Annotated in this window: 9 protein-coding genes and 1 pseudogene; 6 read left to right on the top strand and 4 right to left on the bottom strand. The window is 74.9% G+C overall.

The window, feature by feature from the left end; all coding sequences use genetic code 11:
• Positions 1-118: 118 nt before the first annotated feature.
• The 3 genes and pseudogenes from AB0I21_RS52435 to AB0I21_RS52445 all read left to right on the top strand — a co-directional run.
• Positions 119-1,315, top strand: a complete 1,197-nt coding sequence (locus AB0I21_RS52435; RefSeq protein WP_360572756.1) for a glycosyltransferase — start codon at positions 119-121, stop codon at positions 1,313-1,315.
• On the top strand, positions 1,315-3,219 hold the full coding sequence (gene asnB, locus AB0I21_RS52440; RefSeq protein ID WP_360572758.1) for an asparagine synthase (glutamine-hydrolyzing): 1,905 nt from the start codon (positions 1,315-1,317) through the stop codon (positions 3,217-3,219). Before AB0I21_RS52435 ends, asnB begins: the two co-directional genes overlap by 1 nt.
• Positions 3,220-3,958: 739 nt before the next feature.
• Positions 3,959-4,459, top strand: a pseudogene (locus tag AB0I21_RS52445) (polysaccharide biosynthesis C-terminal domain-containing protein); the annotation flags it as partial.
• A gap of 69 nt (positions 4,460-4,528) precedes the next feature.
• Here AB0I21_RS52445 and AB0I21_RS52450 read toward each other — a convergent pair.
• Both AB0I21_RS52450 and AB0I21_RS52455 read right to left on the bottom strand, forming a co-directional pair.
• The gene (locus tag AB0I21_RS52450) at positions 4,529-5,413 is read right to left on the bottom strand and encodes a class I SAM-dependent methyltransferase (RefSeq protein WP_360572760.1); all 885 of its coding nucleotides are present in this window, start codon (positions 5,411-5,413) and stop codon (positions 4,529-4,531) included.
• On the bottom strand, positions 5,394-6,683 hold the full coding sequence (locus AB0I21_RS52455; RefSeq protein ID WP_360572762.1) for an O-antigen ligase family protein: 1,290 nt from the start codon (positions 6,681-6,683) through the stop codon (positions 5,394-5,396). Before AB0I21_RS52455 ends, AB0I21_RS52450 begins: the two co-directional genes overlap by 20 nt.
• Positions 6,684-6,737: 54 nt before the next feature.
• Between AB0I21_RS52455 and AB0I21_RS52460 the strand changes: the two genes are divergently transcribed.
• Positions 6,738-8,819: an acyltransferase family protein gene (locus AB0I21_RS52460; RefSeq protein WP_360572764.1), complete on the top strand. Its 2,082-nt coding sequence runs from the start codon at positions 6,738-6,740 to the stop codon at positions 8,817-8,819.
• Positions 8,816-10,012, top strand: coding sequence for a glycosyltransferase (locus AB0I21_RS52465; protein ID WP_360572766.1), 1,197 nt, complete (start codon positions 8,816-8,818; stop codon positions 10,010-10,012). The genes AB0I21_RS52460 and AB0I21_RS52465 overlap by 4 nt, the downstream gene beginning before the upstream one ends.
• Before the next feature lie 48 nt (positions 10,013-10,060).
• On the opposite strand, the gene AB0I21_RS52470 is transcribed toward AB0I21_RS52465, so the two are convergent.
• Both AB0I21_RS52470 and AB0I21_RS52475 read right to left on the bottom strand, forming a co-directional pair.
• Positions 10,061-10,588 (bottom strand): hypothetical protein, encoded by a 528-nt coding sequence (locus AB0I21_RS52470; RefSeq protein ID WP_360572768.1) that lies wholly within the window; start codon positions 10,586-10,588, stop codon positions 10,061-10,063.
• 62 nt (positions 10,589-10,650) lie between these two features.
• Positions 10,651-12,447 (bottom strand): DUF4012 domain-containing protein, encoded by a 1,797-nt coding sequence (locus AB0I21_RS52475; RefSeq protein WP_360572770.1) that lies wholly within the window; start codon positions 12,445-12,447, stop codon positions 10,651-10,653.
• A gap of 333 nt (positions 12,448-12,780) precedes the next feature.
• Here AB0I21_RS52475 and AB0I21_RS52480 point away from each other — a divergent pair.
• A partial coding sequence (locus AB0I21_RS52480; RefSeq protein ID WP_360572772.1) for a S8 family serine peptidase occupies positions 12,781-13,359 on the top strand: 579 nt, incomplete at its 3' end.

Consider the following 13,359-nt stretch of genomic DNA (forward strand, 5'->3'; position numbering starts at 1 on the left):
GTGGGATGGTGTGCAGCGGATGCGGCTCTTGCCGCACGAATCTATCGAATTCCGGCAAAGCGGTTTGCAGAACACGAAAAATCGTTTTATAGCCATATTGAGGCCATATGGTGGTGCCGTGGAAGATGAAACGTCGGCAGGGGGCGCGGCGACGCTCACCGCCGCACCCGCGCACGTGTCCACGCCCGCGGGTGCGGGACTGCGGGTCTGCATCGTGATCGGGCAGCTGGGCCTGGGCGGCACCGAGAAGCAGATCGTCATGCTCGCCGACGGGCTCCAGCGGCGGGGGAGCGACGTCACCGTCGTGGTCCTGACGGGCGAGGGGCCACGCTCGGCGGCGCTGCGCGAGGCCGGCGTGCGGACCGTCTATCTCGGCTGGACCCCCCGGCCGGGCTGGCGGGCCGTGCTCTGCCTGCTCGCCACGTTCGCCCGGCTCACCCGCTTCCTGCGCGAGACCCGCCCCGGGCTCGTGCACGCGTTCCTGTTCCACAGCTACGTCATGGCGGCGCCCGCGGCCCGCATCGCGCGCGTGCCGGTCGTGATCGCCGGGCGCCGCAGCCTGGACGACTTCAAGCAGGGCCGGCGGCTGGCGCTGCTCACCGAGCGGATCGCCACCCGGATGACGCACCTGCTGGTCGCCAACGCCTACGCCGTGGCCGACTGCGTCCGCCGTACCGAGAAGGTCACCACGACCAAGATCAAGGTCATCTACAACGGGCTCCCGGACGAGGCCTTCGCGGACGCCCGCCCGGCGCACATCCGCAGCAAACGCCCGGTCGTGCTGTGCGTGGCCAACTTCAAGCGGTACAAGGGCCACGACCACCTGCTCGAGGCGGGCCGGCTGCTCAGCGACCGCGGCACGCCGTGCACGTTCGTGTTCGCCGGCGGCGGCGAGCAGCGCCGGGCCCTGATCCGCCAGGCCACCCGGCTCGGGGTCGACCTGCGCATGCTCGGCCCGCGCACGGACGTCGACCGGCTGCTCGCCCGCGCCGACGCGGTCGTGCTGCCGTCGCTCACCGAGGGCATGAGCAACGCGGTGATGGAGGCGATGGCCGCCGGCCGGCCCGTCATCGCCACCGCGGTCGGCGGTTCGCCGGAGCTGCTGGCCAACGGGCGCGGGCTGCTCGTGCCGCCGCGGGACCCGGCCGGGCTCGCCGACGCCATCGCCGGCGTGCTCGCCGATCCGGGCCGGGCCCAGGCGATGGGCCGCGCGGCCCGCCAGTGGAGCCGGATCCACCTGCACGGCGACACGATGGTCGACCAGCACGTCGACCTGTACCGGGGGATGCTCGCCGCGGCGCAGGTCCGCCGCTGATGTGCGGGATCGCGGGGGTGGCCGGCGCCGGCGCGGACGCCGTGCTCGTGCGGCGCATGTGTGACGTGCTCGCCCATCGCGGGCCCGACGACGAGGGCGTCCACGACGGTCCGGCGGCGGCGGCGCTCGGCATGCGCCGGCTCGCGATCGTCGACGTCGCCGGGGGGCAGCAGCCGGTGTACAGCGAGGACCGGTCGGTGGTCGCGGTCTGCAACGGCGAGCTGTACAACTTCGCCGAGTTGCGCGCCGACCTGATCCGCCGCGGCCACGCGTTCACCAGCGCAGGCGACACCGAGTGCCTGGTCCACCTGTACGAGGAGTACGGCGACGACCTGGTGCACCGGCTGCGCGGCATGTTCGCGTTCGCGATCTGGGACGCCTCCCGGGGGCGGCTGCTGCTCGGCCGCGACCGCGTCGGCAAGAAGCCGATGTACTGGCGCGACACCGGCGGTGGGGTCGCGTTCGCGTCGGAGGCGAAGGCGCTGCTGCAGGACCGGGCGTTCACCCCGCGCCTGGACGTGGTAGCCCTGCACCACTACCTGACCTACCAGTACGTCCCCGCACCGTGGAGCATCTTCGAGCAGGTGCACAAGCTGCCGCCCGGGCACCTGCTGACGTGGCAGGCGGGCCGGGTGAGCGTGCGCCCGTACTGGCGGCTGGACTGCACCGAGACGCCGGTGCCCGACGAGCCGGCCGTCGCCGAGCGGCTGCGGGACCTGCTGCTGGACGCGGTCGCCGCCCGCCTGGTCGGCGAGCGGCCGGTGGGCGCGTTCCTGTCCGGCGGCCTGGACTCCTCCGCCGTCGTCGCGGCCATGGCCCGCCTGTTGGCGCGACCGGTCCGGACCTTCAGCATCGGGTTCGACGACGACCGCTTCGACGAGCGCCGGTATGCGCGCCAGGTCGCCGACCGGTACGGCACCGACCACCACGAGATGGTCGTGCGGCCGGCCGACCTCGGTCCGCTGCCGCAGCTGCTGGCAGACCTGGCGTGGCACTTCGACGAGCCGTTCGCCGACCCGTCGGCGATCCCGAGCTTCTTCGTGGCCCGGCTGGCCCGGGCGCACGTCACGGTGGTGCTCAACGGCGACGGCGGCGACGAGTGCTTCGGCGGGTACCACCGGTACCTGCTGATGCGGTCGCTCGCGCGGCTGCCGGCGCTGCGCCCGCGGCGGCTCTTCGACGGGCTCGGCGCGTTCGGCGACCGGGCGGCGCCGCGCAGCACGCTGCGGCGGGTGGGCAGGACGCTGCGGCTGCTGTCCCGCCCACCGATCGGCCGCTACGCCGGCATGATGTCGATCTTCACCGAAGACCAGCTGCGGACCCTGTACACCGACGAGCTGCGGGAGCGGCTGAGCGGGGTGGACAGCGTCGCGCTGCTCGAGGACGCCTTCCACCGCTCGGCGGCGCCCGACGCCGTCGGCCGGGTCATCGACGCCGACATCAACACCTACCTGCCCGGCGACCTGCTGGCGAAGGTCGACGTCACCACGATGGCGAACTCCGTCGAGGCCCGCTCGCCGCTGCTGGACCAGCACCTGCTGGAATGGGCCGCCGCGCTGCCGACCCGGCTGAAGGTCCGGCCCGGCACCACCAAGTACCTGTTCCGGCGGGCGATGGCGGACTGGCTGCCGGCCGAGGTCATCGACCGGCCCAAGATGGGCTTCGGGGTGCCGCTGGCCGCGTGGCTGCGCGGCGACCTGCGCGAGCTGACCTGGTCGGTGCTGACCGACGCCACCGCCCGGTCGCGCGGCCTGTTCCGGCAGGACGAGGTGCAGGCGATGCTGCGGCGCCACGACGGCGGGGCCGACGAGAGCCGGCGGCTGTGGTCGCTGCTGCAGTTCGAGCTGTGGCACCGCCAGTTCGTCGACGCCGGCGGCATGGCGCGTCTCCAGACGCTGCCGTGACCGCACCGTGACCGCGTCAGGGCTGTCGCCCCGCGCGATGCGACCGGGCCAGGGCCTGCCGCAGCTGACCCGCAGCGTGGGGGTGCGGCTGCTGCTGGTGCTGCTCGGCGGGACCGCCGGCGTCGTCGTCGCGCGGGCCCTGCAGCCGGAGGGGCGAGGCGCCTACGCGATCGTCGTCGCCGTCGCGACCGCGACGATGGCGGTCGGTCACCTGTCGCTGGAGCAGGCGTACGTCGGGCTGTGGCCGGGCCGGGAGGCCGCGGTCACCGCCGGCAGCGTGGTGCTCGCACCGGTGCTCGGCACCGCCGCCGCGCTCGGCGCCGCGGGCCTGGCCGCCGCCGGCGTGTTCGGTGCGGCGGCCACCGCGGCGCCGGCGGTGCTGGCCTGCGGGCTGCTGGCGGTGCCGGCCATGATGACGGTGCTGCACCTCAACACCGTGCTGATGCTCACCGGTCAGGTGCGGGTGGTCGACCGGGCGCTGCTCACCTCCGGCGTCCTGCAGTGCGCCGCGCTGGTGACCGCGGCGCTCACCGGCTGGATCAGCGTCGGCTGGGTCGTCGGGATCTGGGCGGTCTCGTCGGCGGTGCCGCTGCTGCCGCAGCTGCGGGCGCTGCGCCCCCGGCTGCCGATGTTCGACCGCGCTCTGGCCCGGCGGGCACTGTGGCTCGGCGTCCGCTACCACGCCGGATCGACCGCGCTGTACCTGACCTACCGGCTCGACGTCCTGGCGCTCGCGGCGATGACGTCCGCGCGGGCGGTCGGTCTCTACACCGTCGCGGTGACGCTGGCCGAGCTGACCCGCATCCCGACCGACGCGCTGGCCCGGGCCTGCCTGGCCGGGCAGGCCGTCGCCGATCTGCGCACGGCGGCCGCGGCGACGGTGCGGGCGACCCGCGTCTCGATCGCGCTGGCGCTGGTCGCCGCGGGCGGGCTGGCCCTGGCGGCGCCGCTGCTGGTGCCGCTCGGCTACGGCGCCGCGTTCCGCCCGGCCCTGCCCGCCGTGTACGCCCTGGCCCCCGGACTGCTCGCGCTCGGCGTGACCCGGCAGCTCGGCGCGTACCTGATCCGGCTGGAGCGGCCCGTCGTCATGTCGGCGACGTCGGTGGCGGCGCTGGCGGTCAACGTCGGGCTCCTGCTGGTGCTGGTGCCGCGGTGGGGGATCGCCGGCTGCGGACTGGCCGCGTCGATCAGCTACGGGTGCCTCGCGGTGGTCCACCTGGTGTGGTTCTGCCGGGCGAGCGGAACCCCCGCCGCCCGGCTGCTGCCCGATCCCGTCAGCGCGCTGGCGGCCGCCCGTGCGGGCGCCGCGTCACTGCGCCGGCGCCGGGCCGGTGCCGGCCCGCTCGAAGACGTACTCGTTGCAGCCCAGGCCACCGCCGCACGTGGTGAGGTGCCGCAGCTCGAAGCCGCGGCCGGTGAGGAACCGGAAGACCTCCTCCGGCTTGGCCACCTCGAACGGGTAGCCGCCGACCCAGTCGACGAGGTCGTGCCGGCGGGACATGCCGCGGGTGCGGGGAGCCGGCCGCGCGGGCGCGGGCCGGCGGTGCCCGGTGCCGAGCCTGACGGCCCTGATCAGCGTCTGCAGTGGACGGTGCCGGGCGAGATAGGCGGCGCTGAGACCGACGAGCGCCGCGCGCAACGCCGGCCCTGAGCGGTTGTACCGGCGTTTGACCCGCCGCCACGCCCGGCTCGCGAAGCCCTGGTCGTTGTAGACGGAGATGTAGAGCCGGCCGCCGGGCGCGACGAGGTCCGCGACCCCGGCGAGGGCCGTCCAGAGCCGGCCGGTGTGGTGCAGCACGCCCCACGAGTAGACGACATCGAACCGGCCGAGGCCGGCGAGGTAGTCCGGGTCCAGGACGGAGCCCGTCTCGATCCGCCAGTCGCTGTGCGGGGCGAACCGCCGGCGCAGCTCGGTGGCGGCCGCCACCGACGCCGGGTCGAAGTCGAAGGCGTGCACCCGGGCGCCGAGACGGGTGGCGGCGAGCGAGAACAGGCCGCTGCCGCAGCCCGCGTCGAGGAACGTCCTGCCGTCCAGGCCCTTGCCTTCCGGCGGACCGGTCAGGCCGAGCGCCGTGGTCAGCGAGGCGGTCGCCGTGTCGATGCGGACGTCGTCGACGACCTCGACGAAGGACATCCAGTTCGCGCCGAACGCGAACCGGTCGCCGGCACGGACCTCAGTGGTGGAGTCGAGCATCGGTGGTGGTCTCCTCAAGGTTGACGCGCCGGTCGCTGCCGCGACCGGCCAGCAGGACGCCCAGGCACACCCAGAACAGGCCGCTGGCGGTCAGGTTGGACAGGGTGTTGGCGAAGAACAGGTTCGCCGCGCCGGCCGCGACGGCGGCCCGCAGCGGCAGGAAGCTCGCGCCGGCCCGCCAGCACAGCGCGGCGGCGAGCACGGAGAGGAACAGCACCAGCGCGGCCACCCCGGCCTCCGCCGCCAGCCGCAGGAGGTCGTTGTGGGTGTTCATGTAGATGCCGAGCCGTGGATCGGCGGCGGCGACCCGCGGGAACGTCGCATACCCGATGCCGAACAGCGGATGCTCCTGCGCGACGTCGGCGGCGAGGCGGGCCGCCTGGAGCCGGACCTCGCTGTTCATGGTCATCTGCGTGGCACTGCGGCTGCCGACGACCGCGTCCGCCAGCGGGTTCGCGACGTGCACAGTGACGAGGCAGGCGGCGCCGGCGAGGGCCGCGCCGATGATCTGGAAGCGGGCCGGCCGGCCGGCGAGGAAGGCCACGACGATCCCGAGGGCGGTCGCCACGACCGCTCCACGGGAGTGCGTCTGCACGATCGCGGCCAGGCAGCAGGCGACCGGGACCAGCCAGGCGACACGGCGCTCGGCGCGGGCCAGGCCCACCCCGGTCGCGACGCAGATGGCCAGCAGCGCCCCGAAGTAGTTGGCGAGCAGCCCGGCGCCGGACATCCGGCCGCTCACGTAGACGCCGTCGACCGTCGCGAGCACGGCGGCGACCGCGCCGGTGACGGTCACGACCCGCGCGACGGTGAGCGGATGCGGCGGCAGGAAACCGATGACGGCCGCCAGCAGCAGCCCGATGAGCAGGCCGGACAGGTCGCTGTCGCGGCCCGGCGGCCCGTCGCCGCGAGCGCTGACCACCAGCGCGGCGGCGAGCAGCGTGAGGCACACCGGCGGCCAGCCGAGCCGCACGCGGGCGTCGCGGGCGGCGAACGCGCGGCGCACGACGGTGACGATCAGGATCGCGGCGCCCAGGTACACGCCGATGTGGGCGAGCGGATAGGCGGTGGTGGCCGTGCTCAGCGGCACGAGCGACGGCACGATCATGCCGGGCCGCATCGCGGCGACGGCGACGGCGAGCGCCAGGCCCAGGCCGAGGGCCAGGAGCGGCTGCCGCAGCGCGATGTAGGCCACGAGGGCGCCCGCCGCCACGCCTTCGACGACCCATCCCGCCGACCAGGTGGAAACGCGAAGGCCGCCCGAAGTCACATTCACGATTTTACGGATGATTTGGTCGATTAGCTCCTAATATCGGATTCTGTGATGGCAGCGGGCGGTGAGGAGACACGGCACCACCGTCGCGACATCCAGGGGCTGCGCGCCGTGGCGGTCACGCTCGTCGTGCTCTACCACTGCGGACTGCCCGTCCCCGGCGGCTTCGTCGGCGTCGACGTGTTCTTCGTCGTGTCGGGCCACGTCATCTGCGCCATGCTGCTGCGCGAGCTCGCCGCGACCGGCCGGATCCGGCTGCGCACCTTCTACGCCAGGCGGGCCCGGCGGCTGCTGCCCGCCCTGGCGGTGGTGTCGGCGGCCACCATCGCTGCGACGGCGCTGCTCTTCAGCCCGCTCGACGGCAGCATGCCGGCGGTCGGCTACGCCTCGGCGGCCGCGTCGCTGCTGTGCGCCAACGGCTACTTCTTCCGCTTCGCCGGCAGCTACTTCCAGCCGCACGCCGAGTCCAACCCGTTGCTGCACCTGTGGACGCTGTCCATCGAGGAGCAGTTCTACCTGCTGTTCCCGGCCGCACTCGGGGCGGCGTGGCTGATCGCCCGCCGCCGGCGCCCGCGGCGGCCGGCGACGGCTGTGCTGATCACCGCCCTGGCCCTGGCCGGCGTCGCTTCGCTCGGCCTTGCGGTGTGCCTGACCTACGGCTGGGTGCCGCGCGCCGCCGGGGTGCACGCGCTGACCGACCCAGAGGTCATGCGCCGGCTCGCGTTCTACGCGCCGGTGACCCGGGCCTGGGAGTTTCTCGCGGGCGCCGCCGTCGCCGTCGCGACCGCCGGCGGCCACGCACCGCGGCGCGCGGTCCGGACGCTGCTCGCCTGGACCGGAACGGTGCTGCTGGCGGCCGCCGCCTTCGGCATCGACGCCGATGACCCGTTTCCGGGGCTGCTCGCCGCGGTGCCGGTCGCGGCGGCGGTGTGTCTGCTCGTGGCGGGCAGCGCCCCGGGCCCGGCAGCGCCGACCGCCTGGCTGTCCGCGCGGCCCGCCGTCGCGCTGGGGGACCTGTCCTACAGCTGGTACCTCTGGCACTGGCCGGTCATCGTCATCGCCGGGACCTGCCTGCCGGACCTGCCCGGCGTCCGGCCGCTCGCCGCGCTCGCCTCGCTGGTGCCCGCCGTGCTGGCCTACCGGCTCGTCGAGCTGCCCATCCACCGCCCGGACCGCCACCGGACGCCGCTGACCGCGGCCGCCACCGTGCGCCTTGCGGTGGCGTGCCTCATGCTGCCCGCCGCCGGCGGCCTCGGCGTCGCCGTCGCCACACGACACGGCTGGTTCCGGCCGGACATCGCCGCCGTCCGCGCGATCACGGCGCCGGCACACATCGACCTGACCGCCGGCTGTGCGCAGCAGCTGCCGCTGGGCGACCCGGCCCGGCGGCCGTGCACGTGGCCCACCCCCGGCTCCCGGGGCACGGCGCTGCTCATCGGCGACTCGAACGCCGGGCACCTCGCCGAGCCGGCGATCGCGGCCGGGCGGGCCGCCGGGCTGGACGTCCAGATCGCCACCGTGGGCGGGTGCCCGCTGCTCAGCCAGGTCCGGTACCTCAGCGAGCCGTGCCGGCGGTTCGCCGAAGGCAGCCTCCGCGCCATCGCCGAGCGCGATCCGCCCTACAGGGCGGTCATCGTCTCCAACGCCAGCTACGGCTACCTCAACGGCAGCGCCGCCCCGCTGCTGCTGCCCGACGCGCCCGGCGACGCCCACGGGTCCGCCCGGCAGCGGGAGATCGCCGCGTGGAGCACCGACCTGGCGCGGACGGTCGCGACGATCGCGCTGCACAGCCCGGTCATCGTCATCGGCGCCGTCCCGCAGCATCGGGACCTCCCCGGTTGCCTGCGGCCGCGGCTGTTGTCCACGCCCTCCCCGGACTGCGGTCACCTGCGGCCGGACGAGGTGCGCCGGTTGCGTGACGACATCGTCGCCGCCGAACGTGCCGTGGCGGTGGGCGGCGGCGCGCAGTACCTCGACCTGGGCGAGCGGCTGTGCACCGCGGGCGGCGGGTGCAGCGCGTTCGTCGACGGCGCCCTCGTCTACCGCGACGGCGCGCACCTCAGCGTGTCCGGAGCCATGCTCTACCAGCAGCCGTTGCGCGACGCGCTCACCCGCACCCGGAGCTCGCCATGAACCGTGATCCCGGGGTACGGCGGCTGCGGGTCATGCGGGTGCTGACCCGCCTGAACGTCGGCGGCCCGGCGATGCAGGTGTCCACCCTGTTGCGGGGACTCGACCCGGCGCGGTTCGAGCACCGGCTGTACACCGGGCACGTCGAGCCGGGCGAGGCCGACTACCACCTGCTGCACGGGCTGGACCTGGCGGTGCACCACGTGCCGACGCTGGGCCGGCGGCTGCGCACCGGCGGCGACTACCGGGCGCTGCTGGACCTCACCGCCGAGATGCGCCGCTTCCGGCCGCACATCGTGCACACCCACACCGCGAAGGCCGGGACCCTCGGGCGCATCGCGGCGCTGCTGACCGGCGTCCCGGTGCGGGTGCACACCTTCCACGGGCACCTGCTGCACGGCTACTTCACGCCGGCGAAGACGCGGCTGGTGACCGGCGTCGAGCAGGTGCTCGCGCGGCACACCCACCGGCTGGTCGCGGTGGGCGGTCAGGTCCGCGACGACCTGCTGCGCGCCGGGGTGGGCCGGCCCGCGGCGTACCGCGTCATCATGCCGGGCACCGCCCTCGGCCCGATCCCGGCGCGCGGCGAGGCCCGGCGCGCGCTCCGCCTGCCCGCCGACGGCGCGGTGATCGCCTACGTCGGGCGGGTCACCGCGATCAAGGGACCCGAGCGGCTCATCGACGTGGCCCGCCGGGTGCACGCCGCCGACCCCACCGCGACGCTGGTCGTGTGCGGGGACGGGGACCGCCTCGCCGACACCCGCGCCGCAGCCGCCGACCTCGGCGGGGCGGTGCGGTTCATCGGCTGGCGCGCCGACGTGGCGACCGTCTACGCCGCCGCCGATCTTGTCGTGCTCACGTCGGACAACGAAGGCACCCCGGTCTGCCTCATCGAGGCGGCGATCGCGGGGGTCCCGGCCGTCGCGACCCGGGTCGGCGCGGTCGGCGACGTGGTCCGCGACGGTGTCACCGGCGTGCTGTGCCGGCCCGACGCCGCCGAGCTCGCCGAGGTGGTCGTCCGGCTGCTGGGCGACCCGGCGACCCGGGAGCGGATGGGCAGGAGCGCCAGGGAGCTGGCGGCGGCGCGGTTCGGCCCGGACCGGCTGGTCGCCGACACGGACCGGCTCTACACCGCGCTCGCCGTCGAGCGGGGCTGGTGGCCGCGGTCGGCGCTCGGGGTCGCGCCGCAACGGTAGGGCCGCGACGTCAGGGTGCCGACGCGGCCCTACCTGTGGCGACCGTGCTCAGTCCGCGGTGCCGGTCCGCCGGCGCCACCGCACGCCGGCGACGACGAGCAGCGCGCCGAGCATGACCGTGCCCGCGCCGATGAGCGTGATCGTCGGCAGCTGGCCGTTGGCCACGCCGGTCGTGGCCAGTTGTGAGTCGCTCGACGAGGAGTTCGACTGGTTGGCACTTCTGGCGAGGACCACGACCTGCTGCGTGACCACGCCGTTGCTGGTCGCCGCGCTCAGCGTGGCGACACCGGGGTAGCTCAGCGACATCGCCAGGGACCAGTTGCCCTCGGCGTCGGCGTTCACGGTGCCCGCGTTCTCCGAGCGCCCGTTGGCGTACTTCACGGTGACCGTCACCGTGTCGAACGGCGTGCTCCTGCCGGAGAAGGTCACCGTGCCGTTGCGCCGCACCGTGCTGTCGGAGACGCCACCCGTCGGCGGGGCCGGCGGGTACTCCACCTGGGCATGGGCGGGAGGAGCGAAGGTCATCGCAACGCCGGCCAGCAGCAGGCCGCACAGCAGCGTATACAGCCGTTTCATCGCATCAACCCTCCTTGTTGTAGAAAGTCCCATTTATGAGTCATGTTCTCAACGTAGCGGCCTCAGCCGCAGGATTCAGCCGAACGTGCCTCGACGGTCCAGGGCCTGACGGTCGGCGTCGTGCGCGCCTGCGGCTTCCAGGCCCCGGGCTGGACCTGCTGCGCGACCAGCCGCACCTCGAGCACGCGGCTGGCGCCCGGTGGCAGGTCGACGGACGTGACCACGACCATCCGGCCGCCGTCGGACCCGCTGGCCAGCCGCACCGGGGCACCGTCGAGGGTGCCGCGCTCGACACCCCAGTCCACCGGCGCGTACACGGAGACGAACGTGCGCGCCGTGTACGGGTCGGTGACCTCGGCGAACGTCAACACGCCGGCGGGCAGGCCCGAGGCGGGCGCCGCCGACCGCAGCGTCACCCGCAGCGTCAGCTCCCGCAGCCCGTCGATCGAGCAGCCCGCCGATGCCAGCTCCAGCGACGGCGCGAGGTAATAGTCGAGCTTGGAGCCGCCGCCGTCGTTGAGGAACACCCCCACCAGCGGTGCCGCGGCGGCGTCCCGGTCGGGCAGCGCGCCCTCCAGCGGGGTGCCGGCGAGGCCGCGCTGCTCGTGCGGCGACGCGCTCCACACGAGCAGGCGCCGCTCGGTGACGATGCGGCTCAGCTGCGTGAGCAGCGCGCCGCGGTTGAGCGCCCGGCCGGTCAGCGCCTGGAACGTGGCCCGGGCCGCGTCGGCGAAGTAGGCGTCCTGCTGTGCCTGCGTCGGGTACCGCGCGTAGGTCTCGGCCAGCAGCACCCGCACGGCGTTGTCCGTCGCCAGGGCCGGCCCGCCGTCGACCGCCACCGGTCCGGTCGCGGCGAGCAGGTAGGACAGCGCGACCGGATCGGTGGCGACGACGCCGTCGACGGTCTCGCCGGAGCGGCGGCGGTACATCTCCCGCGCCACGGCCGCGGCGGTGGGGAAGTTCGGCACCATGGTGATGTTCGCCGGATGGCTGGCGACGCCGGCACCGTACAGCGACCGCACCTGCGGATCGACGGGCAGCACCGGCGCGTCGAACGCGCGCAGCCCGACGGATGCGGTCCCCTGGGCGGTCAGGGTCAGGTGGCCGTCGCGGGCCGCCACGACGGCCCACGCGCCGGGCATCCCGCCGGTGGCCCTGACCTCCGCGAGGTTCTGGAACAGCACGAGGTACCGCCGCTCGCCGCCACCGCCGAGCATCGCCGGCAGGAGCTGGACGGCCTGCTGCGCGGCGCGCAGCGCGTCGCCGCCCCGATCGAGCTTGCGGCGCAGGTCGGTCACCGCCGCGCCCGCCGCCGGGTCGAGCGCCCGCACGGGGATCGTGGCGAGGCGCTTGCGGATCGGGTCCAGCGCCGTGAGCGCCGTCGTCACCGGCTGCTCCAGCGCGCGGATCTGCCGCAGGTCCACGCCCGAGGCGGCCGGCTGCGCGGGCGGGCCGAGCTGCCGCGCCGCGTCGAGCAGCGGTGGGAGCACGTCCCGGGCGAGATCGTCGGCGGCCGTGGCGAGCACGCGGGCGGCCCGGATGTCGCGCCCCTTGCCCGGCAGCAGGCTCGCGAGGCGCACCGCCGGGTCGTTCGCCGCGGCGGCCGCCGCCCCGGTCCGGCGCTGCACCGCCGCGAGCGTCGCGGCCGCACCCTCGCGGTCGCCGGACATGGCCTGCTGCTGCAGCCGGCGGGTCAGATCGGCGACCGCCTGCAGGTCGCCGCGCAGGTCGACCGTGCGGGAGGCGGCCCACCCCGCCGTGGCCAGCAGCGCGAGGAGCGCGCAGCCCGCACCAACCGCGGCGCGCAGCCGGAACGACCGTCGGCGTTTTAGGTGGTTTACGGCTGATTCATCCCCCACAGTGGACAGCCTAGGTGCCGGCCGGGGCCGCGGTGCCGGATATGCGGTGCGCGGCACCGATCGCGTGCGGAGCCAGGCACGGGAGCCGCTCGGGTGCCGGGCCGGTTGCGATGCGGGTGCGGTGCGACGGTCGCCGCCTGACATCGCGTCGGGTGGTTGGGCGGAACCCGTGTCCGGGCGGCCCGAGACGGTTCACGGCCAGTGATTTTCCGGCCGCGCCGGGTCATTGTGGATCTCGCGCCGCGACACGTCAGCGGCGGGAACGGAGATCCCATGCCCAGATCAGCCATGCGGCGTCGGGCGGCGGCAGGACGCCGGATTGTGGCGGCCGCCGTGGCCGCAGCCGCGACTGCTGCCGGCCTCGGTGCGGCCGCGGCACCCGCGCACACCCAGGTCGGAGACGCCGGCTGGGCGTCCAGCGCCTGGCTCGGCAGCAGCACCGGCTCGGCCGGCACGACGCTCGCCACCGTACGCTCCGCCATCAACGCCTCGACGGGCGCGGCGGCCGGACTGACCGGCGCCGGTGTCGGCGTCGCGCTCATCGACACCGGTGTCGCCCCCGTCGCCGGCCTGCCGGCCTCACAGATTGTGAACGGGCCGGACCTGTCGTTCGAGTCGCAGGACCCCGATCTGCGCTACCTCGACACGTACGGGCACGGCACCCACATGGCCGGCATCATCGTCGGCAACGACCCGACCACCGGCACCGTCGGCCTGGCGCCCAAGGCGAAGCTGACGTCGATCAAGGTCGGCACCGCCAACGGCGCGGTCGACGTGTCGCAGATGATCGCGGCGATCGACTGGGTGGTGGCACACCGCAACGACGACCCCGCCAACCCGATCCGGGTCATCAACCTGTCCTACGGCACCGGCGGCACGCCGAACTCGTGGAGCGACCCGGTCCAGTACGCG

This window comes from Dactylosporangium sp. NPDC050588, assembly GCF_040654975.1.
In the GTDB taxonomy this organism is placed as follows: Bacteria; Actinomycetota; Actinomycetes; order Mycobacteriales; family Micromonosporaceae; genus Dactylosporangium; species Dactylosporangium maewongense.

What these genes read in the sequence shown, in the direction of transcription:
- AB0I21_RS52460 (WP_360572764.1), top strand. Translation starts at nt 6,738, where the DNA reads ATGGCAGCGGGCGGTGAGGAGACACGGCACCACCGTCGCGACATCCAG.
- AB0I21_RS52470 (WP_360572768.1), bottom strand. Translation starts at nt 10,588, where the DNA reads ATGAAACGGCTGTATACGCTGCTGTGCGGCCTGCTGCTGGCCGGCGTT.
- AB0I21_RS52450 (WP_360572760.1), bottom strand. Translation starts at nt 5,413, where the DNA reads ATGCTCGACTCCACCACTGAGGTCCGTGCCGGCGACCGGTTCGCGTTC.
- asnB (WP_360572758.1), top strand. Translation starts at nt 1,315, where the DNA reads ATGTGCGGGATCGCGGGGGTGGCCGGCGCCGGCGCGGACGCCGTGCTC.
- AB0I21_RS52465 (WP_360572766.1), top strand. Translation starts at nt 8,816, where the DNA reads ATGAACCGTGATCCCGGGGTACGGCGGCTGCGGGTCATGCGGGTGCTG.